Below are 26,889 nucleotides of genomic sequence, written 5' to 3' on the forward strand. Positions count from 1 at the left end.
AGTGTGGCAGATCCTCGGTAGGGGGAATCCATGTCATTCGTTGATACCGCAATCAATCATCTAACCTTTTCATAGCGTTACGGTAAACATCGCTACGTTCGCGTTTTCCGACTGCTAAGACGGTTACAATGATGACATCGTCTTCAACTTTGTAGACGAGACGGTAGCCCGATTGGCGCAGCTTAATCTTATACATGTTGTCAGATCCAGAGAGTTTTGAAGCCGGAACATGCGGGTTATCTAAACGCTCGATTAGCTTTTTCTTAAATTGTTGTTGAAGCGTTGAGCCAAGCTTTTTCCACTCTTTGAGTGCACTCTTTTTAAAGTCGAGTTTATAGGTCATCAATATTTACCGAAATACTCTCTTCAGATTCACGCTCTTTCGCAATAGTTAGTAGTTCAAGATCTTCGAGTCTGTCCATCATCATTTCGTACGCTTCGGCTGGTACGCAATAAAATGCTGGCTCATTTCGGTTCAGTACAGCAACAGGTTCACCGTAAGCACTAGTTGCAACTTTCATAGGGTTAGCTTTCAACTCAGTAATGCTTGCAGCAACATCGGCTAAAATTCTAGTGGTCATTTAATAGGTCTCTTAAGTGGTCTTTATTTTGGTCATTTTAGCTTCAATCAAGCGGTATAACAAGTTGCTTAAGAGTGATTCGCAACACGTGGCATTTTTACTATGCGTTGGTTTATGTGTTTAAGGTATTATGCGGAGGCTAAGGTATTGGTTTGCTGACACCTTAGCAAGGCGTAAAGTGTCGATATCTTGGGATAATAGTTCTAGATATCTAATTCAAAATAGCTGCGTAAACCTTAATTTAGAGGCTCTTGAACCATGGTATTACTTATAGTTTGGTTGGCTATTTGGGTTTCTTCAGTCAAGCCACTTGCTTCTGTCGCCCGACGAACATACCGCATTAGAGTACAAAGTAGTTCGAATGGTTGGAAAAGTATTTTGTTTTTTATATTGGCTCACCTTACCTTTGTTCAACTATTTAGCTTTCCTGTAGATAGTTGGTTTTACTGGGTACTTCCAGTACTAAATGTTTTGTTTGTTATGCACATGCTCTTGCTCTTGGATTTGGTTCTAGATCGTTATAGTGTGGTTGATACTTCACGTTTTACCCATCGTTCAATTGCACCTTTTTTGGTGTCATGTAGTGCATTTATTGCAATGCTTTTCTACTCAGCTTATCTCAATGATGCAATACTGAGGGGAGTATGTATTGCTGCTCTCTCAATAGGTTTGACAGGGTTTCTAGTAACTTATAGAAATGTAAAATAGGGTCATACAGCTAACAGAGTATTTTAGGTTGATAAGAATCAACCCAACCAAACAGGGCGCCAATAACGGCGCCCTTTGTATTAGTTGGACACGCTGTAAGTGTCGTAATTGCGAAGTAAGAAGATTGCGATACAGGCTGCGAGCATTGGCCAAGAGGCGAAGAATAGAAGGTTATTGAACGGGTCCATGTATTTTCCAAAAGAGGCGAAAGTTGAGCCTGCATGAAGGACTAAAATGGCTCCGTAGGTGTACTTTTTCCACATGCCTACAACGAATGCGCCTAAAAATCCGAGCTGCGCGACACCCAGAGCCATCATCGCATTGTTCGAGATGTCGATGCCGTAAAAGCCAGACAGTACTTTTGTCGCGTGCTCAGGGACAAGGATCTTATCCAAGCCCCAGAATAAGAAGACGATAAAAATGCCGATTCTCAGCAGTAGTAGGCTAGTCGCCAGTTTGGTTTGAAGTGTCTTTTCCATGATATCCCTTGTGATGCATTCAATGATGCGATGATTTAAATGTTCATCAAAGGAGACCCATAGCCTTCGCGTTTTCTTTCGCAGTTTTTCAGTGGCTTATGTAACAGGAAATGTCTGGTTGGTTTGTTCCTCAACGTTATCGGACTCAAAATGCTGCTGCCTGAGTAAGCTGACAGTCAGGTTTATCGGCATCGGCTTATAAAAATAGAAGCCTTGGATATAGTCGACACCGAGCTTAGATAAGATTTTCACTTGGGATTCATACTCGACACCTTCGACGATGACTTGCATGCCTAAGGAGCGTGATAGTTGAAGCATGGACTCTAGCAAAGGGAGACCAAAGCTGGATTCGTCGGATATGTTTTTCACAAACACGCGATCGATTTTGAGAATGCTGAACGGGAACTGTCTTACGAAATCTAACCCTGCGTAGCCTGTACCAAAATCATCAATCGCGACTCTGACGCCCATGTTCGATAGTTTGGTTAGGTTGTCTCTAATTTTGACCATGTCGGCATCAGAACATTCACCATCTTCGGTTACTTCAAAAACTACCTGTTTGAGAATCTCAGGGTGTCTTTTAAAGATGCTGATCACCTTGTTAGAGAAGTTACTGTTGGACACAACGTTGCGGCTGATGTTGACGCTGATGTACTTCGAGTCGAACACGTCTTGATTGCTTTTCAACGTCATTAATACTTTGCGTAGCACGAAGTAGGTGAGCTCCTCAATTAAGCCTAAGCTTTCAGCAAGCGGAATGAAAATAGCCGGGGAGACGTTACCTTCAATAGGGTCGTTCCATCGTAATAGTGACTCACAACCGACAATCTCGTTAGTGTTTTGGTTAACGATAGGCTGCATGTGAACATGAAGGTGCTGGTTTTTTAGCGCACTTGAAAGCGAATATTCTAAGCTGCGTTGGCTCTGCTTTTTATGTTTGATGGAAAGGAGAATAATGGTGGTGATTCCGGCCATCAAAAAGCCAAACCATAAATAGCTCAACATGAAGCGAAGATAAAACTGATACCCAATGTATGAGGTGATGGTCAATGGGTAGGTGTTCGATTGTATCCGCACCTTGGCGATTGATGAGTCAATAACGGTAGGGTGGATATCTCTTTTGATCACCTCTACTTTGGCCTGTATTCCATGGCTGCTCAGGTTTGTTTCAACAAGGTCATAGATGAAGTGTGGCGGAATCATCAGGCTCACTCCGGCATCTTCTTTGTTCGAGAAAATCAGCATAATGGACTGAACTTGTGTGATGGCCGAGTTCGAATACGACAGGGTCGTTAAATTCGGGTCGTCATTGAGCCGCTGCCTGATGGTGCTGTATAGGCGAAATGAAACGTCACCATCGGTGGTTGAACAGTAAAATCGGTTCTGTTTATTGAATACCGCTGCTTCTTTTACCCAATCGGCTTCAAAAACGTTTTGTCGAAGCTGTCTAACGATTGCGTCGCAAGACTGTTCAGGTCTAACTTCAGATAAAAAACGGTCGAACCTTGATTGGATCCCTTCTAACCTGGTTTCAACTAACCTTGATGTGTCTTCGGTTAATGTTTGGTAGTGATGCGGTGTAAAAGGAATGAGCATTGCCATGGATAAAAAGAAAGAAATGGCAAAGTAAAATGAAGTCTTAGCAATGTTTTGGTACTTGATATCCATAGTTGGAGAAGCGTTACCGATTTATGTGAGCATTCGATTTAATTTATAAAGTTAACGATTACGTAGCAATATAAATAATTAATATTGTGAATGCAGGCACGAATTATTGATATAAATAATATGTTTTCTAGTTTTACCAGCAAAATCTGAGCGTTATCTCATTTATTTGAGTTGGCGAGGCGTCATTTTTGATGATTCATGCGGATAACAAATGCTTATATCCTGATAAATTTTATTGTTATTTGGTCTAGCTGAATGAGTTGAATGAGCTAAATATTGAGCCACGTTTAAATAAATAGAGTCACGACACGATTCGTTTTGGTGGTGGCAGCATAAAGGATGATTATGACAAAACTGATATCAGCACTTATAGCGGTGTGCTTCTCATTCTCTGCGTTGGCCGACGAAGGTGTTGTTGATTGCGAGAATGCGATGAATACCATCGAGATCAATCACTGTGCGGCAATTGAGTTGGAATCTGCACAAGCGGAACTGGATAAATACCTTGCAGCCAGCTTTGAGCACAATGCTTATGATGCTGAGCTGGTGGCGTCAATTAAGAAGGCTCAGGAGAGCTGGCAGGCGTACATGACAGCACATTGTGATTCTGTGTACACCCAATGGCGTGAAGGTTCTATTCGAGGGGTTATGGCGCTTTCCTGCAAGATGACGTTAACCAAGCAGCGCACGCATGAGGTGTGGGTGAATTTCTTAACCTATATGGACAGCACGCCTCCCGTTTTACCAGAGCCTTAATTAGCGCCGTAGGCAGGTTTAAAATACGTACAGGACTGTGCACCTGCTTCAACCTTTGGCGGGCGAATAAGAAAGCGATAGGGGATTGGCCTACTCTGTCGTTCTTAGTTCTTAGTCTCCAGCTTGAAGCATTACAGCTTTAAGTATTACCTAGTAAGGAATCGATTTTGAATAATGTCAGTATCACGCTTATTCAGCTTGAAGTTGAATACAAAAACAAACAAAAGAATATAGATTCGGTCTCTGATCTTTTGCAAGCGGAGCCGTTAGTCGGTGATATTACTTTACTGCCTGAACTGTTCACGACTGGGTATATTTTTAACGAGGCTGAAGAAATTCATGAATTGGCTGAAGACTTCGCCGACAGCAGTACTATTGATTCATTAACGCAGCTTGCAGCGAAGCATCACACCTTGATTGTTGCTGGTATTGCCGAGAAAGATAGCGGCCAATATTACAACAGCGTCGTGGTTGTGGATGCTTCCGGTTTACGACACAAATATAGAAAAATCAGTCAAACCAAATTCGATAAGCAGTATTTCTCGAGAGGGGAGGAACGCCTCTCGTTTGAGCACAAAGGCTTAAAGTTTGGTGTCGCGATTTGCTTTGATATTTGGTTTCCGGAGATCATGAGAGGGTATCAGTCGGTCGACGTTATTCTTCACCCTGCCAACTTCGGTGGGCATCATAGTTTTGCCATTGCTCAAGCGAGAGCCTTGGAGGAAGGGTGTCACATGGTTACTTGTAATCGCGTCGAGCAAGATGTGGTTAATGCGTTTACCGCGACTTATTGTGGTGGAAGCCGAGCCTACTCACCCAAAGGGGAGTTAGTGACTAAACTTAACGACAAGCAATCGGTAGAAACCGTGAGTATTCAAGATCCCTCGATTGCGCCGCAATACAATGGCGTCGATGTGTTAGACGAAATACAGCAAATCGCATCTGTGTTGAATCGCTAAGAAGATAAGTGAAGTGCATTAGGAGCGAAAAGGGCAAGGTTTTTTAACCTTGCCCTTTGTTGTTTAGATCTCTAAGAAGGCGCTTTAAATGGCTTTTACGCTGCTTCGTTCAACAAGAGTAGGTTCAAGTTCAACGACTTGCGGATAAGCATCTGGAGTTTGTAATCTGCTCAAAAGCGTATCCACTGCGGTTTTACCTAAACGATGTTTTGGCTGGTGGACAGTGCTTAACGCGGGTGTCATGTACTTCGACAGGTGGATGTCATCGTAGCCAATGATAGACAGATCATTCGGAATCGATGTGCCATCTTGCGCCGCAGCGTGAATCACGCCCATCGCCATCATATCGTTACTGACGAACAAGGCAGACGGCATTTCGCCACGAGTTTTCAATGTCTGATAAGAGTCAAAACCACCGTCACATTCAAAGTTGGATTCAACAATCCACTTAGGGTTGATCTCTAAATTGGCTTCTTCCATTGCTTGCTTGAAGCCTTGATAACGAGACGAAGCTTGATTACGGTGCAGTGGGCCAGTGATACAACCAATTTGAGAATGACCGTTATCAATCAGGTGCTTAGTTGCCATGTAGCCACCTTGGTGCGAGTTGTCTTGGATCTTATCGCTCGCAAACAACATAGGGCCCCAGTCCATGACCACAACAGGCAGTTCTGGGTAGCGCTCGAATACATCGATATGTTCGCCTTCAAGGGTAGAACACATCAGCATCAGGCCATCGACACGCTTTTGCAGCAAGGTATCGATAGAGGATTTCATGCGTTCGCTATCGCCTTCGGTGTTACACAAGATAAGGTTGTAGCCTTTTTCGTAGCAACGACGTTCAACGCCTTTTACCACTTCACCAAAGAATGGGTTGGTGGATGTGGTCACTAGCATTCCCAAGGTTTTGGTTTGCTTCATTTTCAAGCTGCGAGCCAATGCAGAAGGCGCATAGTTGAGTTCTTTAGCCGCACTGTTAACACGCTCAGCAATCTCTTCACTGACAAAGCGTGATTTGTTGATCACGTGGCTCACGGTAGAAGTCGAAACCTTTGCGAGCCGTGCGATGTCTTTCATTGTTGCCATAAAAAATCCTTGTGGGAATAACCTTCCACGTTGGCGATATTCTGCCTGAAAACAGGGGCTTATGCTTATTATTTGTTGTTACCGAATTTGAAGGCTAACATCCGTTAACCACGGTTTAGCTTAGGAGTTAAGCCTTCAAATAGGTATCAAGCTAAGCAGACAGTTGCTCTGCCAAAAACGCATCGGTTTCAGCACGGCTTGGAATCGACGTTTGAGCACCAAAGCGTGTCACAGAGATAGCAGCTGCAGCATGAGCAAATTTAATCGCACGCTCAAGTGGCATATCTTCAAGCAAGCCTGTCACCAACGCGCCGTTAAAGGTGTCACCTGCGGCAGTTGTGTCCGTAGCTTCAACGCGGAAACCTGCGATTAATTCACCTTCGCTGGCTTCATTGCCTTGACCGCGATGACTCACCCACACGCCTTTCGCGCCTAGCGTGATCATTACCGTTTCTATGCCTTTAGCATGCAGAGCCAACGCAGCCTGATGAGCAGACGCGTTGTCCGTCACGGTAATGCCTGTCAGCACTTCTGCTTCAGTTTCGTTCGGTGTAATCACGTCAACACAAGCAAGCAGTGAATCCGATAATGGACGAGCAGGAGCCGGGTTTAGAATGACTTGCGTGCCACTCTCTTTTGCTACTTTCGCAGCGTACTCAATACCTTCAATTGGCGTTTCAAGTTGAGTTAGCAGGTATTTGGCTCCGCGAATCTTCTCTAGATGTGGTTCGATTTGGTCGCAAGTCAGCTTGTCATTAGCTTCTGCAGAAAGACAGATGCTGTTTTCACCCGTTGCGGATACTTGTATCATCGCGATGCCAGTTGGCGTGTTGTCTGCCACGATAACACCGTCGATGTTGATGCCGTCTTTAGCGAAGTCTTGACGAATGTTGATGCCGAATGGGTCGTCACCGACACAGGCGATGAAGCCGATATCTGCGTTTAATCGCGCAGCAGCGACTGCTTGGTTTGCGCCTTTACCGCCAGGGATGACCTGATAGTTACCGCCAATCAAGGTTTCACCCGGACGAGGGAACGAAGGAACTTGCAGTACGTGGTCAGCGTTAACGCTACCTAAAACAATCAGTTGAGTCATGATACGAGCCTTATGATATATCGTATTTGAAAATGCATGGGTCTTTCTCATGGTGTTAAGTGCGCTCTCTTTTGTGAGCGGAATGAGAAACAGCGATGCACTGTCGGGGTTTGCTTTTGTTTGAGTCAGCGAGCCAATCAAAGCAGGGAGATAGGGAACTCCCTGCTTTATATCGCGTTACCTAGTAACGATTACTTAGCGATGATTTTTAGAGGTACTGGTACGTACTCGTCTACTGTTTCGCCTTTCAGTACTTTGTCTGCCATTTCGATACCTAGAGAACCGATTAGGTCAGGTTGTTGTGCAACTGTAGCGCCTAGTAGGCCGCGGTTAACAGCAGCGATGCCGTCGTCTGTGCCATCAAAGCCAACGATCATCACTTCTTTACCTGACGCTTGAACTGCGCGAAGTGCACCTAGTGCCATTTCATCGTTTTGAGCAAATACTGCTTGTACATCTGGGTTAGCAGCAAGCAAGTTTTCCATTACGTTCAGACCTTTAGTACGGTCGAAATCAGCAGGTTGGCTTGCAAGAAGCTCAAGGTCGCTGCCGTTTACTGCATTCATGAAGCCTTCACCACGTTCACGAGCTGCAGAAGTACCAGCAATACCTTCAAGTTGGATTACTTTCGCTTTTTCGCCCACTTTTTCCATGATGAAGTGACCTGCCATTTCACCACCGATTACGTTATCAGAAGCGATGTGGCTTACTACGTCACCACGGCTTGCACCACGGTCTAGTGTTAGTACTGGGATGTTTGAACGGTTAGCCATGCGAATTGCGTTAGACACGGCGTCTGAATCTGTTGGGTTGATCAGGATTGCCTTAACACCACGAATGGTTAGATCTTCAATGTTCGACAGCTCTTTACTTGGGTCGTTTTGAGAATCCAGAACGATAAGCTTGTAGCCTAGCTCTTCAGCTTTCGCTTCTGCGCCATCTTTCATGGTTACAAAGAATGGGTTGTTCAATGTAGACAGAACGATTGCCATTGTATCTTGCGCCTGTGCAGACACAGATACTGTTGTAGAAAGAAGAGCAGCAGAAATAAGAGTCGCTAATTTTTTCATGGTGTAAGTCCTTTGTGTAGGGGGAGCTAAGAGGTGAGTCCTAGCTCGTTGTTACATTATTTATAGATTCTAATATTTTAAGGTAAAACAAACTGTTACTTTTATTAAACTAGAGTGTTACTTGTATTAACCTAGAGTGTGAATAGGTTTTATTTGTTTTTGTTGTCGACCAATACCGCCAGAAGAATAACCACTGCTTTTGCAATCATCTGGTAGTAAGAGGATACGTCTAATAGGTTTAGGGCGTTGTTTAGGAAGCCGATAATCAGAGCACCAATCAATGTGCCCATGATGCGACCACGACCGCCGGCTAAGCTTGTTCCGCCAAGAACTACGGCTGCAATGGCGTCTAATTCATAACCCATACCTGCGGTTGGTTGAGCTGATGATAAACGCGATGCCACGATGATGCCTGCCACCGCTGCTAACAGACCACAGATTGCGTAAACGCCGATTTTTACTTTGTCTACGTCGATGCCTGATAGGCGAGTTGCAGATTCGTTGCCACCCAATGCGTAAACGTAGCGACCAAAGCGAGTGTGGTTAAGTAGGTACCATACCGCTGCGAATACCACGACCATGATCCATACTGGAACTGGGATGCCCATTGCGTAGCCTGTACCGAACCAAGCGAATGCGTCTGCTGTGTCTGTGAAGCCAGTTGAGATAGGACGACCGTCGGTGTAAACCATGGTCACGCCGCGCAATAGAGTCATAGTCACAAGTGTTGCGATGAAGGCTTGAACCTTACCCTTGGCGATAATCACGCCACTGATTGCACCTAATGCTGCACCTGCTACAAGAGCGGTTGGCACTGCGATCATCACTGGGATTTCCATGCCAATCATGCTGGCTGCGAATGCACCACAAAGTGCCAGTACAGAGCCCACACTCAAGTCGATACCCGCGGTTAAGATAACCAGCGTCATACCTACAGCGATAATTGCGTTAACCGAGGTTTGGCGCAGAATGTTTAGGATGTTGTCGACAGTAAAGAAGTTCGGGTTTAAGAAAGAAACGACAACAATCAGGAAGATCAAAGCAATCAATGACTTTTGATCAATCAGCCACTCTTTGCTGATTAACGGTTTTTTCTTTGGAGCTTCAGTTGTTTTGCTCATGGTTTTAGTACTCATGCTGCGTCCTCGTTGATCTTTTTACCGACCGCACACGCCAGTAATAATTCTTGGTTTGCTTCTTTAGCATCAAATTCACCGCTTACACGGCCTTCATGCATCACCATGATGCGGTCACTCATTCCTAACACTTCTGGCATTTCAGATGAGACTAAAATGATGCTCATGCCGTCGGCTTTAAATTTATTAATGAGTTGGTAAATCTCTTTCTTAGCACCGACATCGACACCGCGCGTTGGCTCGTCGAGAATCAGTACTTTTGGTTTGGTCATCAAGCCCTTAGCGATAGCCACTTTCTGTTGGTTACCACCAGAAAGGTTGCCAATAATCTGTTCGCGAGTCGGGGTTTTGATGTTGAATAGCTTGATGAAGTCATCTACTGCAATCACTTCGTCTTTATGTTGGATTTGACCGCTCTTTGTCAGTAGGTCAAGCGAACATAACGACATGTTTTCTTTAACAGAAAGCCCTAGAACTAAGCCATCGCCCTTACGGTCTTCAGAGATGTAAGCAATGCCATTGGCCAAGCCGTCTTTCGGGCTTACAGGGTTGATGGTTTTGTTTTCTAGGTTGATGACGCCGCGTTCACTTGGAAGGGCACCGTAAATCACTTTCATCAGTTCGGTACGACCTGCGCCCATTAGGCCAGATACACCCAGGATTTCACCGCGTTTTAGCGTAAAGCTAACATCGTGAACACCAGAACCCGTCAGGCCAATCACTTCAAGACAAGTTTCACCGTGGCTCTGGCCGATACGTGGATATTGTTCCTCTAGCTTACGACCAACCATCATTTCGATTAGGCCATCTTCGTCGGTGTCTTTTACTTCACACTGACCAATGAACTTACCGTCACGCAGCACGGTGATGTCATCACAAATCTCGAAGATCTCTTTCAAACGGTGAGAGATGTAAACAATGCCACAGCCTTCATCGCGCAATTCGTTAATCACCTTAAACAGAGATTCAGTTTCGGTATCGGTTAGCGCATCGGTTGGTTCATCCATGATGATGACTTTAGATTCAAACGATAGGGCTTTCGCAATCTCTACCATTTGCTGCTCACCAAGGCTCAACTGACCTAGAGGCGTTTTCGAGCTGTGTTTCACGTTAAGGCGTTTAAGTAGCTTGTCTGCTTCTTGGTACATCTCGTTCCACAAGATACGACCCATGGTGCCCGTGATTTCACGACCTAAGAAGATGTTCTCGGCGATGGTCAATTCAGGGATTAGATTCAGCTCTTGGTGAATGATGCTAATGCCTGCTTGTTGAGAATCACGTGGCCCTTTAAATGCAGCAGGTTTTCCTTGGTAGGCAATAGTGCCGCCGTCCAAGTGGTAGATGCCTGTCAGCACTTTCATAAGCGTTGATTTACCCGCACCGTTTTCACCCATTAACGCCATTACGCGTCCTGGATAAACGTTGAGGCTTGCCTTATCCAGTGCTTTCACACCAGGGAAGGCTTTCTCAATTGAGCTAAGTTCTAAAATGGCTTGAGTCATGTCGGTTCCTTTACTCGGGGCCAGTTGTATTTGATTGTTCTGTCTATGTATTGTTTTGGTTCAGTGATGTCACTGAGCTGTCGTTGCGTTTTGCTTGAGCTAAAAGGTTACGCCAGCTTGGAAAATAACATTTGCGTATGGTGTGCACTCACCGGTGCGAATTACCGCGCGGCTTTCATGCGTACGCTGTTTGAATTCTTCATGAGTGATGTAAGTAATAGAAAGCGATTTACCACAACGCGCTTCTTCTGTCTTGATTAAATCAATCAGCGCAGCGTGGTGCTCTGGGCTTACTTTCGCAAACTCTTCTGCAATCACAACACCTTCGATTTGAGATTCATCCAGCATGGTTTTTACCGTTTGCTGAAAGCTTGGGACACCGTGAGTTAAAGCAAGATCAATACGAGTTACGTGGTCTGGAATTGGTAAGCCCGCGTCACAAATCGTGATTTCATCTGTGTGGCCAAGAGTCGCCACTAGGTAAGAGAGTTCAGAGTTTATTAGAGTACTTTTTTTCATATCACGACCTATCGAAAAATAACGCTTGATGGGTTGAGAACAACTCAAGAAAAGCCATCGAAACGTTTCGATAGTGATAATAGTGTCTGATTTATCATTTGCACGTTTGATTGTTTTAGAGTGTGATAATGATCATCGAAACGTTTCGATGGGGCGTTTTTTGGTGATCTTAGTCACCGCCATTGATTGCATAAATCCTTTTACGTGGTTTCAATCGATAGCGCATATCCGAACTTACTAATGGTAATGATCTGGACGTTGGATGCTCTTAATCGCGCGAACACATTGCGTAGGTTATAGACTACGTTTGCAAGAACATGTGGTGACGAGAGTTGTCCGTCCCAACACACATCAACAATATGCTCTCTTGAAATCGGTCTTCCCACATTTTCCAATAACAAGCAGAGCACTGCTAATAGGCGAGGGCGCAAAGTGATTTTGTTTCCTTGCTGGTTGGTAATCGTTCGAGCGTCGATATCAATGATTAAGCCGTTGAAGTCTATTGTGTGGTTCATCGTGTTTTCTGTTCGTCTTATTCTAAATTGTGGAGATTGAGCAAATTGGCCTGCTGTTGGAGCGGGTAATTATTTAAGTGTGCTAATGGTCGAAGTGGGCGGGTTAACTGACACGATCAGTGAGCCTATTACTTTTAAAGCCGAAGACAATACTTACCGATTAATTGCTGGTTACAAATTTAACCGCATTGTTTCGGTTGAAGCTCAATACACAGATTTTGGTGATATCGCCCTGAAAACGAAATCTGGTAATAAGGTTTTCACTTGGACACCTCAAATCTTTTCGGTAACGGCGAACCTCGGTTACACGTTTGATAATGGCATTCGTCCATTTGGCACTATCGGTCTGTCGACTATTGATCTAGACATGAAGCTTGCTGATGGCTCTCGCCCTTCAGGAGATGGTTTTGATGATTCGGGAGATGGCATCCGTATGGGTGTTGGTGTTGGATATACGCCACCTACAATGTCTTCGTTGAGCTTTCGCTTAGCGTACGAAGCCGATGCTTTTGATATCGAAGATTACGAAAACGGACACAAGACAGAAGATACTGTTGTTCTGGATTCTTTCTACTTAGGCGCAATGTACACATTCTAAGTTTCATACTTTGCTAAACGGTAAATCGGTTTCTAAATGGGGCGTCGGTTAGCTCAACCCGTTTAGCTAAAGTGGAAGGCCGCAGTTTTTGACTGCGGCTTTTTTATGTTTAACTCTAGGCTTCACGAATATGAGAGGTAACAGACACGATGGCATGGTCCGTACTGAATTGGTCGTGTTCAAAGCTTGGATTGGTGAGGTGATGGTCTAACACTGTGTAGCTAGAGATCTCCATCAAACTAGACGAGTTCTGACAATCAAACTCGTTCGACATCAAAATGTAGTCCAGTACAGACCCAGATGCGCCGTAGTAATGGGTTGGCTTACGCTGTTCAAGCAAATCTTCTTCATGTAGCTGATGGTAAAGATCCCAGCTGTCTTTCAAGCGAAAGTGGGATAGCCAATGCTTGCTGTTTTCGTCTCGGTTGATTGAGTAACTCAACAGCCCTTTAAACTCATCATTAAATAGAGGCTTATTAAAATCACCCATCAACACAACAGGTTGATCGGTTTGGTAGCGTTGGTTGGTGATGTATTGATGCAGCATCTGAGCTTCTAGGCCGCGTTGGGCACTCGATAGCCAAGAGCCAAGTTGTTCTTGGTGGAAGCGAGTGAGCGTGTCACTTTGTGGTTTTGCACCTTGCTGAGCGTTGTTCGTATCGACAGATTCTGCTTTTGGTTCTGTCGGACGTTGTGATTTGAAGTGCACCACATAACAGTCGGTTGAACCTAAATGGGGTAACGTAATCGTCGCGTGAACAGGTGTTCTGTTGAATGAGAATTTGTCGCCAAGGTTGAATGCTGTCAGTAACGTCGAATCTGGCGTAACAGGCTGAACTTTTTCAATAGGGTAACGGGAAGCAATACCAACGACAGGTGAGGTGTATAGGTAATCATCTTCAACGTGTGCGCTATCGACCACTGCAAAGTATGGATAACCTAGGTCGTTCATCAATTGCTCTAAAGACTGCGGGCTAAATATCTCTTGGAAGCCAATCACATCGCAATCTAATGAACGAATCGCTTCAGCCATCCAATGTTGCTTCTTCTGCCATTCTTCGAAGCTGTAGATGTTCTCAAAATCATAATAAGCATTCGGTGGCTCGAGATAGTTCAGAAGGTTGAACGTTGCGAATGTTATTTGGTTTGGTTTGTTCAAAGTGTCATTCCATTTAGACCTAGGCTGCAAGGATACTCCAGTAAAAGTATAGTTTGTTGATTATTTAGAGCCTAAATTTCACTTTAGAAGCCAACCAAAGGAATCTTAGCCGTTGAGGCTTGTGTCATTCAGGCTAGAGCAATCTTAGTGCTTCTGCCTTCCCCCGTGCTTTCCAACGCCACCAAGCTAATCAACTCAATCAAAGGAACCAAAGCAATCAAAGCTCACTGCATCCAATAACTTCGAGTGGTGACGAGTAATTTGTAAATAAACCGTCAGAGATAGAGTGCTGATGGTTTTATTAGTTATTACATGATGTTAGTTTTGAACCTATACTTGATTTAACGGCATGCATTCAAAGCCGATAAATCAACTTGAATATAGAATTCATGACATTTGAAGGGAGAGTCAAATGGGAACAGTTTTTCGACGCAAAGCCTCGCAACGCACTCAGTTTTTCAGGTTTAATTTGAAGTCATGTGCAATCATGTTGCCGCTTATTGCTTTACAACCCTCCGTTACTTACGCTTCTGAAACCCAATCAACTCCTGCTGTCACCGTTATTGAAACCACACAACTGGTTGGTTTTGGTGAAGCAAAATATCCAGCCGATTTCACTCACTTCGATTACGTTAATCCTGATGCGCCAAAGCAGGGCAAAGTGACCTATGGCAGCATAGGTACGTACGATAGCTTTAATCGATTCGGTTCCCGCGGCGTTGCTGCAAGTTATACCGGAGAGATTTACGATACCTTGATGTTTTCTCCGAGTGACGAGATTGATGCGTACTATCCATTGATTGCTTCAAAGGTTCGCTACGCCAGTGATTTCACTTGGATGGAAATCGACATCAACCCAAATGCTAAATTCCAAGATGGCGAGCCTATCACTGCGCATGATGTTGCCTTCACCTTTGACAAGTTCTCAACCGAGGGCGTGCCTCAGTATCGTGTGTATTACAAAGATATTAAGTCAGTAAAAGCGGTCTCTGATTTGGTTGTTCGTATTGAAATGAACATTCCAAACCGCGAAAAACTGTTCAGCTTTGCGCAAAGCACTCGTGTATTACCGAAACATTTCTGGAAAGACAGAAAGCTGTCTGAACCTCTAAGCGAGCCACCAGTCGGTAGTGGTCCTTATAAGATCATCAGTTATAAATCAGGCCAAAGTGTTACCTATGGTCTAGATGAAAACTACTGGGCAGCTGACCTACCGGTTAACGTTGGTCGTAATAACTTCAAGCAAGTGCAATACGATTACTACCGTGACGACACGGTAATGTTGGAAGCCTTTAAAGCTGGGGAGTTCGATCTTCGAACCGAGAACTCGGCTAAGTTCTGGGCCAACTCTTATACGGGCGCGAACTTCGATAAAGGCTACATCATTAAAGAAGAGATTAACCACGAGAAGCCTGAAACGACTCAAGGTTTCGTCTTTAATATCCAATCTCCTGTGTTCTCTGATCCTAAAGTGCGTGAAGCGTTAACCTACGCGATGGACTTTGAGTGGATGAACAAGAACATGTTCTATGGTCAGTACAAGCGTACTCGTAGCTACTTCCAAAATACCGACTACGAAGCGAAAGGCTTACCAAGCGAAGCTGAAGTCGAGTTGTTGTCTCAATACAAAGATCAGATTCCACCGCGAGTTTTCACCGAAGAATTCCAACCACCCGTCACCGATGGTAGCGGTCGTATTCGTAGCCAAATGCGTACCGCTTTCAAATTGTTGAAAGAAGCGGGTTGGGTGCTGAAAGACAAAGTCATGACCAACGAAAAGACTGGCAAGCCGATGTCATTTGAGTTGTTGATTTACAGCCCAACCACGGAACGTATCGCAACGCCGGTTCAAAAGAACCTTAAGCGCATGGGTATTGAGATGAAGATCCGTACCATCGATACCACTCAATACATCAAGCGCTTGCGTGATCGTGATTTCGACATGGTTTCGTCGTCATTTTCCGCAAACCCTTATCCTAGCCCGAACTTAATGATCGTTTGGAACTCTAACTACATTGATTCTACTTACAATACTGCAGGTGTTATCGATCCAGTGGTTGACGCGTTAACAGAAGAAATTGCGCGTAACCAACAGCACCCTGAAAAGCTTCTTACACTAGGTCGTTCACTAGACCGAGTATTGCAGTGGAATTTCTACAACATCCCGCAATGGCACGTTGGCGAGTATCGCGTAGCAATGTGGGACAAGTTTGAGCGTCCAGATGTATTGCCTAAATACGATTTAGGTATCGATACATGGTGGATTTCAGAAGAGAAGGCGGCTTTGCTTCCTGAAAAACGTCGCTAGGAGTTAGTTAGCATGGCCGCGTATATATTTCGACGTTTATTGTTGGTGATCCCCACGCTGTGGGCGATCATCACCATCAACTTTTTCATCATCCAGATAGCGCCTGGAGGCCCGGTAGAGCAAGCTGTTGCTCAATTAGAAGGGCATAACTCTGGCATTATGGAGCGTTTTTCTGGTGGTGGACAAGAAGTTGATTTAAGTGAAAGTGATCAAGCGTCTGCCAGTGGCTATAAAGGCTCACGCGGGCTTGATCCTGAAGTGGTTGAAGAGATCAAAAAGCAGTTTGGGTTTGATAAACCGATTCACGTTCGCTACTTCGATATGTTGAAAAACTACGCGACCTTTAACTTTGGTGAAAGCCTGTTTAAGGGTGGTAACGTGATTGATTTAATCATCGAGCGTTTACCTGTCTCCATTTCCTTAGGGTTGTGGAGTACGTTAATCATCTATGTGATTTCGATACCCTTAGGCATTATGAAGGCGATACATCACGGCTCTCGCTTTGATATTTGGTCGAGCGCGGTGGTGATTGTCGGCTACGCGGTGCCGGGCTTCTTGTTTGCGATTATTCTGATTATCTTGTTTGCAAGCGGTAACTACTTCAGTTGGTTCCCATTGCGAGGGCTTGTGTCGAGTAACTTCGACCAGCTCAACTGGTATCAGCAAATTGGCGACTACTTCTGGCACTTGGCGTTGCCCATTTTCGCCATGGTTATCGGTGGATTCGCCACGCTCAGCATGCTGACCAAAAACTCCTTCCTTGATGAAATCAATAAGCAATATGTAGTGACTGCGAGAGCGAAAGGCTTGGACGAGAGCAGTATTCTTTATAAGCACGTTTTCCGTAACGCCATGCTGATCATTATTGCGGGTTTCCCAAGCGCATTTATTAGTATTTTCTTCACGGGTTCTATGTTGATTGAAGTGATGTTTTCACTCGAAGGAATTGGTCTGCTTGGCTTTGAATCAACCATTCAACGTGACTATCCCGTGGTGTTCAGCTCTCTCTATATCATGACCTTGCTTGGCTTGGTGCTGAGCATTATCTCCGACCTGACGTATACCTGGGTTGATCCTCGAATTGATTTTGAAGCGCGTTAATGGCGAACGAATAACAAGGTATTGATAATAAATGTTTAACAACCCTTTAGCTGAAGCTCGTTGGTTACGCTTTAAAGCAAATAAGCGTGGTTTTATCTCCCTTTGGATATTTACCATTCTGTTTGGACTGAGCCTGTTCGCTGAGATCATCGCCAACGATAAACCACTTTTAGTTTCTTATGATAATCAGTGGTTTGTGCCTGTCATTAATGAGTATGCAGAGACCGAATTTGGCGGCGAGTTTGAAACCGAAGCGGATTACAAAGACCCTTATGTTATCGAACTGATTGAAGACAGCGGTTACATCGTGTGGCCAATAATTCCGTTTAGCTACGACACGATAAACTTCGATATTTCAGGCGCGGTGCCGTCGGAGCCTGATTCAGTGAACTGGCTAGGAACCGATGATAAAGGGCGAGATGTATTAGCTCGCATCATTTATGGGTTCCGTATCTCCGTTCTGTTTGGTTTCATTCTGACGATTGTATCGAGCGTGATTGGTGTGGTTGTTGGGGCGACACAAGGTTACTACGGTGGTTGGGTGGATCTGTTTGGTCAGCGGTTCATTGAAGTCTGGTCAGGGATGCCGACTCTGTTCTTGCTGATTATTCTATCGAGTTTTATCGAGCCTAACTTCTGGTGGCTGCTCGGAATAATGGTGCTCTTCAGTTGGATGAGCTTGGTTGGGATTGTTCGAGCTGAATTCTTACGCTGCCGAAACTTTGATTATGTGCGTGCCGCGCAAGCCATGGGCGTTGATGACAAACGCATTATGCTTCGTCACATGCTTCCCAACGCGATGGTGGCTTCGTTAACCATGATGCCGTTCATCCTTTCAGGCTCGGTCACTACGTTAACCTCATTGGATTTCTTAGGCTTTGGTCTTCCTGCGGGTTCGCCTTCGTTAGGCGAGTTGTTGGCGCAAGGTAAAGCTAACTTACAAGCGCCTTGGCTTGGCATTTCTGCCTTCGTCGTGCTTTCACTGATGCTTACGTTACTGGTCTTCGTTGGTGAAGCGGTGCGTGATGCTTTCGACCCGCATCAACAGAAGTAAGGATAGGTTATGACTTCAAATACAACGCCTGCTTCTCCAGTTTTGACCATCGACAAATTGTCGGTCGGTTTCGGGCGAAAAGATTCGATAGAACAAGTGACTCATGATGTCTCGTTGGAGATATACAAAGGTGAGACACTTGCTCTGGTAGGAGAGAGTGGTTCAGGCAAATCGGTTACCGCTAATTCAGTATTGAAACTGCTGCCTAAAGGCTCGTCACATTACTTAAACGGTAAGATCAATTTCTCTGGCACCGATATTCTGAGTTGTTCTGAAAGACAGCTACGTGGGATTCGTGGTGGTCGTATTGGAATGATCTTCCAAGAGCCTATGGTTTCCCTAAATCCGCTTCATCGAATTGGAAAACAGCTTGTTGAAACCTTAGCAATTCATCGTGGTATGCGAACCAACAAAGCACAAGCCTTGGCGATAGAGTGGCTTTCAAAGGTTGGCATTCGCTATCCTGAGCAAAAGATTTCAGCCTATCCGCACGAGCTATCTGGTGGAGAACGCCAGCGCGTGATGATCGCGATGGCACTGATCAATGAACCAGAGCTGCTTATTGCTGATGAGCCGACAACGGCTTTGGATGTATCAGTGCAAGCGCAGATCCTCGACCTTCTAAAAGACCTGCAGCAAGAGCTGGGTATGGCAATGCTTTTCATTACTCATGACTTGAGTATCGTTCGTAAGATTGCCGACAGAGTAGCAGTAATGAAAGATGGTCGCTTGGTCGAAAGTAACGACTGTCATACCCTGTTTAACGCGCCTGCTCACCCTTACACTCAAAAACTTATTAACTCTGATCCGAAAGGTTTGCCCGTTCCTGTGTCACCCGAAAGCAAACCGCTACTCGATGTAAATCAACTTCGTGTTTGGTTCCCGATCACGGGCGGTTTATTCAAGCGCACCATTTCTCATGTTAAAGCTGTGACCGACATGGAGTTCACTTTGAAGAAAGGGCACTCAATCGGTTTGGTTGGCGAAAGTGGTTCTGGTAAATCGACGACCGGTATGGCGATACTTAAGCTGGTAGATAGTGAAGGGTCAATCACCTACTCGAGTGAACAGCTTCAAGGTTTAGATCGAAAACAGATGCTTCCGTTTAGAAGCCGTATGCAAGTAGTCTTTCAAGACCCGTTTTCTGCGCTAAACCCGAGAATGTCGGTCGCTCAGGTGATTGGCGAAGGTTTGTTAGTGCATCAACAATTGGATGAGCACGAACTCGACCAACGCATCTGTGACGTAATGAAAGAGGTTGACCTCGATCCTGAAACGCGTCACCGTTACCCAAATGAGTTTTCTGGCGGTCAAAGGCAGCGTATTGCGATTGCTCGTGCTTTGATTTTAAAGCCAGAGTTTATCCTGCTCGATGAACCAACATCGTCATTGGACAGAACCGTTCAAGCTCAAGTATTGGATTTGCTGAAGTCACTTCAAGAAAAGTATGGCCTGACCTATTTGTTTATCAGTCATGATCTGAATGTCGTGAAATCCTTGTGTCATTACACCATCGTCATGAAAGCTGGCGAGGTAATAGAGAAGGGCGACACTGAGACTTTGTTTGGTAATCCGCAGCATGAATATACCAAGCAGTTGGTGAATCTCTCGAACGTTGGTGGTGTTTTATAACGCAGAGGGTTTGTTTAAAACAAATGGGCTCTGGTTGAATTCAACATGGTCATTTCGTTGTTTTAAGATTACACTGCGCCCAATATTTCAGAAGTACATATTTAGGTAGAGGTCACCATGGACCAAGAACATTACGAAGACGCTGATTACGAAGGCCAAGAGCTGGGCGAAGAAGGCGAAGAGATTGAAATTGAAGCAATTGGTATTGATGTTTCATCACAGCCAATCGAGCTCTACAAAGTGTTTAAAATTGCTAACCTAGTGAGTGGTGGCGGTGAAGCTAAGCACATCATCTCTGAAGGCTACGTAGCGGTAAATGGTGAGCTAGAAACCCGTAAGCGTCGTAAAATGTACGATGGCGACTTCTTTGAATTCAACCAAGAATACTATGTAGTGGTGTGTGATCAGCCAGTACAAGAAGAATCAGAAAAGCCGAAAAAGAAAGAAACGCCTAAAAAAGAGAACAAGGCGAAGAAAGGTCAGTCTAAAAAGGATTCTAAGAAGAAGGAATCTAAGAAAAGCAAAGCAGAAATGCTAAGCGCAAAGGCTGAACCAAAGAAAGAGAAAAAAGAGAAGAAACCGAAAAAGAAAGCGGATACGCCAAAGCCAACACGTGATGACAAAAGCGGCCGTAATTCTATCGAATTCTTCTAACGATGTTCTTTTAAGACCATTTTTAAGATTGAAGCAACGTTAGGTCTTGGTTTACGTTGAATAGACATCAAAAGGCTCACTGTGATAGTGAGCCTTTTTTGTTGTAGCCAGTTTAATTTGAGGATAACTCTAGCTGGTTTGTTCTACTTCATTTGACGTCTTAGATCGCTTGAATGAGTAAATCATATAACCAATGATACTTGCCGCAACAATAACCGAGCAGACTCGAATAAAGTTAATCAACATTGGTGCGTTCTCAATGAACTCGTTAATTCCCCAAAGTAGAACGAGCGAGAATACAAACATGACGAGTAGTCCCCAACAAGGTGCATCGACTTTACCCGGGACAACATACCAACCATCTTCTTTGATCGGTTTATTCAAGCGTGCATATTCTGCTTGCTGACCTTTGACTGTATAAAGGTGCATTTCTGTTTGTTTGCCAGTTAGCAGTAAGCTTGCAGCGTAGGCGACAATCGCATTGACGAAAACACCGATGACACAGTACCAAGGCCAAGCAATATCAGTCGCAACCGCAACATACCAAATCGCCAAGAAGCTTGCTGCGACACCAATTAATAGTCCCTTTTCTGTAATATGTTTGGAGTAGAAACCAAGCACGAACATACAGAAGTTTGCACCTACAAAATAGGAACCCGCTTTACTTAATATTTCTAAAACTGAGCCTGTACTGGTTGCAAACATGAAGGCTGGGATGATGATACATAGCGCCCACATAACCGTAAAGAAACGCGATACTTTGAGGTAATGTTCCTCTGACTCGTTTTTCTTGTAAAAGCGTTTATAGAAGTCAGTAACAGAGACGGTAGCCATAGAGTTAAAAGCGGAGTCTAGGCTCGACATACTTGCTGCAAGAATAGCTGCGGCGATGATTCCCATCAGCCCCGGCATACCATATTCGCTGGCATAGTGCAGGATAATGGTGTTGCCATTCTCAAACTCTTTACCATCGTAGTAAGCGTTAAATAACACGCCTAATAGAATGAATACGAAGTAGATGAAGAACGCAACGTAACCCATCATTAGCATCGCTTTTTTCGCATCACCCATGCTTTTCGCCGCCATGCAGCGTTGAACCATCATTTGGTTACCGCCATACACCGTAGTGTGGAACATTGTCATGGCGATAACGCCAGCCCATACGGTGGTAACTTGGCTCAAATCTAAATTAGTTTGTAGTGCATTGGTCATGCCTTGTGACTTCAGATCTTGCATCACTTCAGTCATTGGTTGTGGCATGCCATTCCAAACGGCTTCGATGATGATGAATGCCCCAAGAAACAGAATGACAGCTTGAATGACATCTGTCCAAATAACGGCGGCAATTCCTCCCATGACGGTATAGATTAGCGCGATAACAGTGACAATGACGATGCAGTACGTAACGTCGATACCGGTAATGAACTCGAGGATTAATGAGGTCGCATATAAGACTGCTGCTGAGCTTATCGCTTGTTTAATCAAGAAAATCAAAGACAGAGTGATACGCGAGGCTTTACCAAAGCGTCGTTCTTGATATTCATAAATTGAAGTGAGACCGTTGTTGTAGAAAAATGGCATAAACACAGCAACGATAAAGAAAATCACCAAAGGGTAGTTTAGGTGGATAGCGATCACCGACAAGCCTTCTTTGTAAGACCAAGCTGGTCCACCCAAGAAAGACATCGCACTAACATAGGTACACACAACAGAAATACCGATGGCCCACCATGGAATATTTCTATCGCCTAATGCAAATTGGTTGGCGGAAGTCACGCGTCTACCAACCAGTGCACCCATAACTAAAGTCAGGACGATGTAGGTACCGAGAATTGTCCAGTTTAAAGCTCCAAACTCATACATGCTCACGTCCTTTTAATTGTTCTTCCATTTGCTCAAACAGATCGTAACCAAGCTGTTTTAAGATGTGTGCGATATCGATAGCGACCCAGTTCTCCTTGAGTAGTTCGCCTTCTCGTCGCCAGATATCCATAACGCGAAGCTCGATGTACTTGCCTGTCGGTGCTAAACCTAACCAGCCACTGGTGCCAGTATGTGTACCGTGCATATGTGGCCAACCACCTGTGGATACGTAGTCATTTTGGGACAAAATATTGAGCTCGATATCGACACTTCGATCAGGGAACGCAAATACAAATGGCCCTTGATGGTGGTCTCGGAAACCTTGGATTCCACGTGTCGTACCAATTGCAGCAGGCCCGTACCACATAAAATCGTCATGCCAGTAGTTTTCTAGATCCATTGAATCAAGGCGTTTACCATCAAATCGACCCAAGCAAGCCAACATATCTAGCACGAGCTTTTGACTTTTCTCGCTCTCTTCCGCTGCGATGCTAACGGTCTGTATTCCGTCTTGAGTTGCTGGAGCAGGGACTAATCCAGCATGGCCTAGGCTCTTGCGTAACGGATTGACGCCAGCTTGGTTCATTGCATCAATAAAATCAGGGATTAGGTAGGATTCGACAATTTGACCCTCTTGGATACAAACCATTTCGGTGTAGCGCAAGTAGAGCGTTTTTCCTGTTGCTGGAATGCCAAATAACGGCTGAGCAAATGTGCCGACAAAATAACCGGTAGAGTTTACCCAAGTGCGGCCTTCGTATTCACCTTGCATAATGATTGAAGGGCGTCGTTCAACATCAGATAGCGAGTTTATTAGCGGTAATAGAAACGCTTGCTCAGTCGCATCGACACCAGAGACGTCGTTAATCGGATGAGCGACACACCATTTAACGTCGCCATTTAGCATCTCTTGAGCTACTTGAGTCCGTTCGGATGAGTGAGCGTTAAAATAAGTTCTGTAGAAATTTTCTATCAAGCTGTTCAACATAATACTTCCTTATATAGTTAACCGATTTGGATGAGAATCTGTTTCCAGACAGCACTTTCATCAAGTAGAGTAAATTCTCTGCGTAGGCCCCAAGGTCCAAACTCTGCATGGCTGATTCCCATGATGTGAACGTCTTTTCCTGTAGGCTTTCCAAACATGCCGTAGCCTTCATGCTTGCCTTGTAGCGACCAGCGAATCGCAGCGCGTGGTGACATCATTTCGTCATTGCGACCAATACGGTGATGAATCTTGAATTCCGCGTTCGGAAATGAAGAGCGCAGTGACATCCAAAATTGGTCGATTTCATTATGAGAAAGCGCAGTTTGTCCACCTGTGTATTCACCGATACAAGCTCGGTCGTATTCTTTTGGTATGACTGAGAACTCAGCGCTCATTACACGGCGCAGTATGTCTTCATAACGCTGACCGTATTCATTGTCATTTCCTACACCAAGGTAAGGGCCTTGAATGTCGACTTGGGGAGTGAAAGGGAAGGGGCATTGCTCAACGCCACCCTCTATTTCGATTTGTTGACGAGCGTACTCTTCTGACGTCATACCCAGTTGGTTTGCAATCGCAGCGATGTCTCGGATCATCCACTCATCATTGATTTGGTTATTGATGGCATGGCAGTCAGCGATGATTCGAAACTTAAGTGTTTTGTTTGTGGCTTTGCCAAATACACCATCATTAGTATGAGTAGCTGTAGAAATGATTCGGTGTGATGAAAGCATGCCTTGCTCAGGAGTCCCTGACCAAATAACGTCTTCACCCAATAAGGTACGGTTCGGAAACTCGGCTAGTGTGCCCATGGTCGCGCTGATGACCTTTTCGTTTCCCTTGGTGATGAAGAGTGGTGTACGGACGATAATGTCAGGTGAGTAATAGTTATGTAGGGTACTCAGACCCCGATCTTCCCAAATTTCTTTCGTGATACCTAATATGTAATCCGGAAAATCTTGCCATTTAGAATCAAAGCCAACCATAGCCATTAATCACCTCTTGATGCGTCATAAAATTAGTTATTGGATTGTTTTTGGTTACGTATCCAATATTGCCTTTTGTTATCACTGTGTCAATGAGGTGTTTTGCATATGTTTCTTTATTGTGGGTTGGATCTGTTTTTTAACAACTCTCAAAATACGGTTCTCAGTAAGATAATTGAGTAATGGTTCCATATTTATCGAGTGTATATGAACAAGATAATTAGGTTTAAATGTAGTGTGTATCTATCTAAATAATTGTATTTGTTTGCATTATATTGATTTGGGTGAGGTGAGCATTAAACCAGAGAATGCTCTGTGACGATTTGTTATATCGAAGTCATGACGAGAGAAAATTTAGAGTAATGATTCTTATGCGATGGATATTCACTTGAGTTGTTAATTTTTTGTTTAGATTTTTTGATTAAAAATGAATTCGCATGCAACGATAAGTTTGGGAATGGTTGGATTGAAAAAGCCACTCAAAGATGAATATTGAGTGGCCTTGTTGATGGGTGCGCTTAAGACAATAATTCTGGAAGGAACAGTGATATCGCTGGCACAAAGGTGATGATCATCAAAGCGACGAGCATGGCACCAATCCAGCCTAAAATCTCCCGAGACAAGGATTCAATCGGCACGTTACCTACTTGGCTAGCCATAAATAAGTTGGCGCCGAGTGGGGGAGTGACAAACCCGATGGCTAAGTTCACGATCATCACGATACCAAAGTGGATTGGATCCATGCCTAATGCGGTCACGATAGGCAGCAGGATTGGAGTTAAGATAACAATGGCCGCTAATGTCTCCATGAATGTACCGACGATCAGTAGCAGTGCGGTGATACATAGCAAGATGAGCAGTTTGTTTTCCGTGATAGAGAGTATGAACTGTGCGATTTCAGTTGGAAGACGCTCAAGCGTCAGGATTCGACCAAAGGTAACTGAAGCGCCTACAATCACAAGTACTGCACCTACCAATAACGAAGATTCTAAAATGATCTTCACGACCTTTTTGTAATCCAGCTCTTTGTAAACAAACATGCCGAAAAACAAGCCGTATAACACACCAATCGCGGCTGATTCAGTTGGCGTGAATATACCAGAGTAGATACCACCAAGAATGATTACGGGTAATAGCATTGCCCAAATTGCTTCTTTGAGTGCTGCCAGTCGCTCAGGCCATGTTGCTTTCTTATCGTTACCTTTGTAGCCGCGAATTTTAGATACGATCAAGCAATAACCGATAAGTACCAAGCCAACTACTAGTCCAGGTACGATACCCGCCATGAACATTTTGGTTACAGAGACTTCTGCAGTAATGGCGTATACGATCATCACAACAGACGGTGGAATAATTACCCCGATACCGCCAGAAGAAGCGATCAGTGCACCGGCAAAGCTTCGGTCGTAACCTTTTTTAACCATAGATGGAATCATGGTTAAGCCAATAGCCGCAACGGTTGCTGAACCTGTACCTGAGATGGAGGCAAAGAACATACACGCAACGATCGCCACAATCCCTAAGCCACCAGTGAAGTGTCCAAAGAAGACTTCAGCAACATGCAAAAGACGTTTTGATATACCGCCTTGGCTCATTAGGTTACCGGCCAATGTAAAGAGAACAACAGCCAATAGTGGGAAAGAGTCTAGGCCTGTCACCAAGCCCTGTACTAAAAACTCAACGTTTAAGAAAGGCAAACTCAATATAGCGAGCATGCTGGCGCCAGCGAGGGCAATGCCAACGGGAACGCCAATAAGAAGCAGTAATCCGAAACTGCCAAATAACAAAGCAGAGGTCATAAGCTTAGCTCCAACAAACGGTTAGATGTGCGGTGTTTTGCCTTCATGTGGCGGTAACGGTGTTGCGTGAGTCGAACCGACTTTGGTGAATAAGCAATGACTGAGATACGTTTGTTGATGCTGACTACCAAACGTATAGAACTTAATACCGCACAAACAAGTACAGACGCATATAGGCAGGCAATCGGGATTTCCATTGCTGGAGCGATTTGGCCCAGTTTCAGGCTTCGACCAATCACTTTGAAACCAAACCAGGCAACGGTACAGCTGAAGGCAAGGTAGATAAGGTCTGAAAGAATCAAACTGTAGTGGGTTAGATTACCCGGTAGTTTGTCTATGAATAGGCGAATGCGAATATGTCGATCATCACGAATACAGTAGCTGATGCTTAAGTACATCGCCCAAACGAAAAGGTAGCGGGCGAGTTCTTCAGCCCAAGCGATTGAGGCATCGAATAGACGCAATGCTATCTGTAAACAGAGTAGGGCGGTCATCAGCGAGATAGAAAGTACGATCAGTGTTGGTTCGAAGTATCGGTCGAACAGGCGAAACCATTTCATACGTAACTCCAAAGAGTGTTGAAAAGGGCATTGAATGCCAATGAATACACGACAGCTCAGACCTAGGACACCGTTTATTGAGTGCACTGAGATCTGAGGTAACGATTGTTAG

General features: G+C 44.6%; 25 protein-coding genes. 8 read left to right on the forward strand and 17 right to left on the reverse strand.

Annotated features, from left to right (window positions below; all coding sequences use genetic code 11):
• Nucleotides 1–52: 52 nt before the first annotated feature.
• The 4 genes from AB4185_RS19990 to AB4185_RS20005 all read right to left on the reverse strand — a co-directional run bounded on the left by AB4185_RS19990 (nucleotide 53) and on the right by AB4185_RS20005 (nucleotide 3,436).
• A complete protein-coding gene (locus AB4185_RS19990; RefSeq protein WP_372135835.1) occupies nucleotides 53–343 on the reverse strand; it encodes a type II toxin-antitoxin system RelE/ParE family toxin in 291 nt (96 codons plus the stop codon).
• Nucleotides 333–581: a type II toxin-antitoxin system Phd/YefM family antitoxin gene (locus AB4185_RS19995; protein WP_004730320.1), complete on the reverse strand. Its 249-nt coding sequence runs from the start codon at nucleotides 579–581 to the stop codon at nucleotides 333–335. The genes AB4185_RS19990 and AB4185_RS19995 overlap by 11 nt, the downstream gene beginning before the upstream one ends.
• A 788-nt stretch (nucleotides 582–1,369) precedes the next feature.
• A complete protein-coding gene (locus tag AB4185_RS20000; RefSeq protein WP_102398497.1) occupies nucleotides 1,370–1,768 on the reverse strand; it encodes a hypothetical protein in 399 nt (132 codons plus the stop codon).
• A 96-nt stretch (nucleotides 1,769–1,864) separates the two neighbouring features.
• A complete protein-coding gene (locus AB4185_RS20005; protein ID WP_372135836.1) occupies nucleotides 1,865–3,436 on the reverse strand; it encodes an EAL domain-containing protein in 1,572 nt (523 codons plus the stop codon).
• Nucleotides 3,437–3,781: 345 nt separating this feature from the next.
• On the opposite strand from AB4185_RS20005, the gene AB4185_RS20010 reads away from it, so the two are divergent.
• Together AB4185_RS20010 and AB4185_RS20015 are read left to right on the forward strand one after the other, a co-directional pair.
• Nucleotides 3,782–4,192, forward strand: a complete 411-nt coding sequence (locus AB4185_RS20010; RefSeq protein ID WP_372129956.1) for a lysozyme inhibitor LprI family protein — start codon at nucleotides 3,782–3,784, stop codon at nucleotides 4,190–4,192.
• A gap of 167 nt (nucleotides 4,193–4,359) precedes the next feature.
• On the forward strand, nucleotides 4,360–5,151 hold the full coding sequence (locus AB4185_RS20015) for a carbon-nitrogen hydrolase family protein (RefSeq protein WP_372135837.1): 792 nt from the start codon (nucleotides 4,360–4,362) through the stop codon (nucleotides 5,149–5,151).
• Between the two features lie 84 nt (nucleotides 5,152–5,235).
• On the opposite strand, the gene AB4185_RS20020 is transcribed toward AB4185_RS20015, so the two are convergent.
• The 7 genes from AB4185_RS20020 to AB4185_RS20050 all read right to left on the reverse strand — a co-directional run bounded on the left by AB4185_RS20020 (nucleotide 5,236) and on the right by AB4185_RS20050 (nucleotide 12,075).
• Nucleotides 5,236–6,237 (reverse strand): substrate-binding domain-containing protein, encoded by a 1,002-nt coding sequence (locus AB4185_RS20020; RefSeq protein WP_017067711.1) that lies wholly within the window; start codon nucleotides 6,235–6,237, stop codon nucleotides 5,236–5,238.
• Between the two features lie 151 nt (nucleotides 6,238–6,388).
• On the reverse strand, nucleotides 6,389–7,333 hold the full coding sequence (gene rbsK / locus AB4185_RS20025; protein ID WP_017064747.1) for a ribokinase: 945 nt from the start codon (nucleotides 7,331–7,333) through the stop codon (nucleotides 6,389–6,391).
• Nucleotides 7,334–7,524: 191 nt separating this feature from the next.
• Nucleotides 7,525–8,403, reverse strand: a complete 879-nt coding sequence (gene rbsB / locus AB4185_RS20030; protein ID WP_017060856.1) for a ribose ABC transporter substrate-binding protein RbsB — start codon at nucleotides 8,401–8,403, stop codon at nucleotides 7,525–7,527.
• A gap of 149 nt (nucleotides 8,404–8,552) precedes the next feature.
• On the reverse strand, nucleotides 8,553–9,539 hold the full coding sequence (gene rbsC, locus AB4185_RS20035) for a ribose ABC transporter permease (protein WP_017082395.1): 987 nt from the start codon (nucleotides 9,537–9,539) through the stop codon (nucleotides 8,553–8,555).
• Entirely contained in the window at nucleotides 9,536–11,041 is a 1,506-nt protein-coding gene (gene rbsA, locus AB4185_RS20040) for a ribose ABC transporter ATP-binding protein RbsA (RefSeq protein WP_017068491.1), read from the reverse strand. The genes rbsC and rbsA overlap by 4 nt, the downstream gene beginning before the upstream one ends.
• A gap of 99 nt (nucleotides 11,042–11,140) precedes the next feature.
• Nucleotides 11,141–11,560: a D-ribose pyranase gene (gene rbsD, locus AB4185_RS20045; RefSeq protein ID WP_017060853.1), complete on the reverse strand. Its 420-nt coding sequence runs from the start codon at nucleotides 11,558–11,560 to the stop codon at nucleotides 11,141–11,143.
• Between the two features lie 200 nt (nucleotides 11,561–11,760).
• Nucleotides 11,761–12,075, reverse strand: a complete 315-nt coding sequence (locus AB4185_RS20050; RefSeq protein WP_372135838.1) for a transcriptional regulator — start codon at nucleotides 12,073–12,075, stop codon at nucleotides 11,761–11,763.
• Between the two features lie 85 nt (nucleotides 12,076–12,160).
• Here AB4185_RS20050 and AB4185_RS20055 point away from each other — a divergent pair, with 85 nt between their 5' ends.
• Nucleotides 12,161–12,673 (forward strand): outer membrane beta-barrel protein, encoded by a 513-nt coding sequence (locus AB4185_RS20055; protein ID WP_240698121.1) that lies wholly within the window; start codon nucleotides 12,161–12,163, stop codon nucleotides 12,671–12,673.
• 115 nt (nucleotides 12,674–12,788) lie between these two features.
• On the opposite strand, the gene AB4185_RS20060 is transcribed toward AB4185_RS20055, so the two are convergent.
• Nucleotides 12,789–13,832 carry an endonuclease/exonuclease/phosphatase family protein gene (locus AB4185_RS20060; protein ID WP_372135839.1) on the reverse strand — a complete coding sequence of 348 codons (1,044 nt, stop codon included), beginning with the start codon at nucleotides 13,830–13,832 and terminating at the stop codon, nucleotides 12,789–12,791.
• Nucleotides 13,833–14,244: 412 nt separating this feature from the next.
• On the opposite strand from AB4185_RS20060, the gene AB4185_RS20065 reads away from it, so the two are divergent.
• From AB4185_RS20065 to AB4185_RS20085, 5 genes are all read left to right on the forward strand, one after another.
• Nucleotides 14,245–16,140, forward strand: a complete 1,896-nt coding sequence (locus tag AB4185_RS20065; protein WP_372135840.1) for an extracellular solute-binding protein — start codon at nucleotides 14,245–14,247, stop codon at nucleotides 16,138–16,140.
• A 12-nt stretch (nucleotides 16,141–16,152) separates the two neighbouring features.
• Nucleotides 16,153–17,241, forward strand: coding sequence for a microcin C ABC transporter permease YejB (locus AB4185_RS20070; protein WP_004730359.1), 1,089 nt, complete (start codon nucleotides 16,153–16,155; stop codon nucleotides 17,239–17,241).
• Between the two features lie 31 nt (nucleotides 17,242–17,272).
• The gene (locus AB4185_RS20075; protein ID WP_048608646.1) at nucleotides 17,273–18,295 is read left to right on the forward strand and encodes an ABC transporter permease; all 1,023 of its coding nucleotides are present in this window, start codon (nucleotides 17,273–17,275) and stop codon (nucleotides 18,293–18,295) included.
• A 9-nt stretch (nucleotides 18,296–18,304) separates the two neighbouring features.
• Nucleotides 18,305–19,927 carry a microcin C ABC transporter ATP-binding protein YejF gene (gene yejF / locus AB4185_RS20080; protein WP_372135841.1) on the forward strand — a complete coding sequence of 541 codons (1,623 nt, stop codon included), beginning with the start codon at nucleotides 18,305–18,307 and terminating at the stop codon, nucleotides 19,925–19,927.
• Nucleotides 19,928–20,044: 117 nt separating this feature from the next.
• Nucleotides 20,045–20,581: an RNA-binding S4 domain-containing protein gene (locus AB4185_RS20085; RefSeq protein WP_017064730.1), complete on the forward strand. Its 537-nt coding sequence runs from the start codon at nucleotides 20,045–20,047 to the stop codon at nucleotides 20,579–20,581.
• 129 nt (nucleotides 20,582–20,710) lie between these two features.
• Here AB4185_RS20085 and AB4185_RS20090 read toward each other — a convergent pair whose 3' ends face one another.
• From AB4185_RS20090 to AB4185_RS20110, 5 genes are all read right to left on the reverse strand, one after another.
• The gene (locus AB4185_RS20090; RefSeq protein ID WP_372135842.1) at nucleotides 20,711–22,444 is read right to left on the reverse strand and encodes a sodium:solute symporter family transporter; all 1,734 of its coding nucleotides are present in this window, start codon (nucleotides 22,442–22,444) and stop codon (nucleotides 20,711–20,713) included.
• On the reverse strand, nucleotides 22,437–23,432 hold the full coding sequence (locus tag AB4185_RS20095) for an ester cyclase (RefSeq protein WP_372135843.1): 996 nt from the start codon (nucleotides 23,430–23,432) through the stop codon (nucleotides 22,437–22,439). Before AB4185_RS20095 ends, AB4185_RS20090 begins: the two co-directional genes overlap by 8 nt.
• Nucleotides 23,433–23,449: 17 nt before the next feature.
• Nucleotides 23,450–24,424 (reverse strand): nuclear transport factor 2 family protein, encoded by a 975-nt coding sequence (locus AB4185_RS20100; protein WP_371725060.1) that lies wholly within the window; start codon nucleotides 24,422–24,424, stop codon nucleotides 23,450–23,452.
• 512 nt (nucleotides 24,425–24,936) lie between these two features.
• Nucleotides 24,937–26,217, reverse strand: coding sequence for a TRAP transporter large permease (locus AB4185_RS20105; protein WP_299141690.1), 1,281 nt, complete (start codon nucleotides 26,215–26,217; stop codon nucleotides 24,937–24,939).
• Complete coding sequence (locus AB4185_RS20110) at nucleotides 26,214–26,777, reverse strand: TRAP transporter small permease (RefSeq protein ID WP_372135844.1); 564 nt, start codon at nucleotides 26,775–26,777, stop codon at nucleotides 26,214–26,216. The genes AB4185_RS20105 and AB4185_RS20110 overlap by 4 nt, the downstream gene beginning before the upstream one ends.
• Nucleotides 26,778–26,889 lie beyond the last annotated feature (112 nt).

The sequence above is a fragment of the Vibrio sp. 10N.286.48.F5 genome (genome assembly GCF_041469785.1).
Lineage (GTDB): Bacteria > Pseudomonadota > Gammaproteobacteria > Enterobacterales > Vibrionaceae > Vibrio > Vibrio crassostreae_C.

What these genes read in the sequence shown, in the direction of transcription:
- AB4185_RS20010 (WP_372129956.1), top strand. Translation starts at nt 3,782, where the DNA reads ATGACAAAACTGATATCAGCACTTATAGCGGTGTGCTTCTCATTCTCT.
- AB4185_RS20065 (WP_372135840.1), top strand. Translation starts at nt 14,245, where the DNA reads ATGGGAACAGTTTTTCGACGCAAAGCCTCGCAACGCACTCAGTTTTTC.
- yejF (WP_372135841.1), top strand. Translation starts at nt 18,305, where the DNA reads ATGACTTCAAATACAACGCCTGCTTCTCCAGTTTTGACCATCGACAAA.
- AB4185_RS20020 (WP_017067711.1), bottom strand. Translation starts at nt 6,237, where the DNA reads ATGGCAACAATGAAAGACATCGCACGGCTCGCAAAGGTTTCGACTTCT.
- rbsC (WP_017082395.1), bottom strand. Translation starts at nt 9,539, where the DNA reads ATGAGTACTAAAACCATGAGCAAAACAACTGAAGCTCCAAAGAAAAAA.
- AB4185_RS20075 (WP_048608646.1), top strand. Translation starts at nt 17,273, where the DNA reads ATGTTTAACAACCCTTTAGCTGAAGCTCGTTGGTTACGCTTTAAAGCA.
- AB4185_RS20070 (WP_004730359.1), top strand. Translation starts at nt 16,153, where the DNA reads ATGGCCGCGTATATATTTCGACGTTTATTGTTGGTGATCCCCACGCTG.
- rbsK (WP_017064747.1), bottom strand. Translation starts at nt 7,333, where the DNA reads ATGACTCAACTGATTGTTTTAGGTAGCGTTAACGCTGACCACGTACTG.
- AB4185_RS20000 (WP_102398497.1), bottom strand. Translation starts at nt 1,768, where the DNA reads ATGGAAAAGACACTTCAAACCAAACTGGCGACTAGCCTACTACTGCTG.
- AB4185_RS20105 (WP_299141690.1), bottom strand. Translation starts at nt 26,217, where the DNA reads ATGACCTCTGCTTTGTTATTTGGCAGTTTCGGATTACTGCTTCTTATT.
- AB4185_RS19990 (WP_372135835.1), bottom strand. Translation starts at nt 343, where the DNA reads ATGACCTATAAACTCGACTTTAAAAAGAGTGCACTCAAAGAGTGGAAA.
- AB4185_RS20100 (WP_371725060.1), bottom strand. Translation starts at nt 24,424, where the DNA reads ATGGCTATGGTTGGCTTTGATTCTAAATGGCAAGATTTTCCGGATTAC.
- AB4185_RS20005 (WP_372135836.1), bottom strand. Translation starts at nt 3,436, where the DNA reads ATGGATATCAAGTACCAAAACATTGCTAAGACTTCATTTTACTTTGCC.
- rbsA (WP_017068491.1), bottom strand. Translation starts at nt 11,041, where the DNA reads ATGACTCAAGCCATTTTAGAACTTAGCTCAATTGAGAAAGCCTTCCCT.
- AB4185_RS19995 (WP_004730320.1), bottom strand. Translation starts at nt 581, where the DNA reads ATGACCACTAGAATTTTAGCCGATGTTGCTGCAAGCATTACTGAGTTG.
- AB4185_RS20085 (WP_017064730.1), top strand. Translation starts at nt 20,045, where the DNA reads ATGGACCAAGAACATTACGAAGACGCTGATTACGAAGGCCAAGAGCTG.
- AB4185_RS20090 (WP_372135842.1), bottom strand. Translation starts at nt 22,444, where the DNA reads ATGTATGAGTTTGGAGCTTTAAACTGGACAATTCTCGGTACCTACATC.
- AB4185_RS20055 (WP_240698121.1), top strand. Translation starts at nt 12,161, where the DNA reads ATGGTCGAAGTGGGCGGGTTAACTGACACGATCAGTGAGCCTATTACT.
- AB4185_RS20050 (WP_372135838.1), bottom strand. Translation starts at nt 12,075, where the DNA reads ATGAACCACACAATAGACTTCAACGGCTTAATCATTGATATCGACGCT.
- AB4185_RS20110 (WP_372135844.1), bottom strand. Translation starts at nt 26,777, where the DNA reads ATGAAATGGTTTCGCCTGTTCGACCGATACTTCGAACCAACACTGATC.
- rbsD (WP_017060853.1), bottom strand. Translation starts at nt 11,560, where the DNA reads ATGAAAAAAAGTACTCTAATAAACTCTGAACTCTCTTACCTAGTGGCG.
- rbsB (WP_017060856.1), bottom strand. Translation starts at nt 8,403, where the DNA reads ATGAAAAAATTAGCGACTCTTATTTCTGCTGCTCTTCTTTCTACAACA.
- AB4185_RS20095 (WP_372135843.1), bottom strand. Translation starts at nt 23,432, where the DNA reads ATGTTGAACAGCTTGATAGAAAATTTCTACAGAACTTATTTTAACGCT.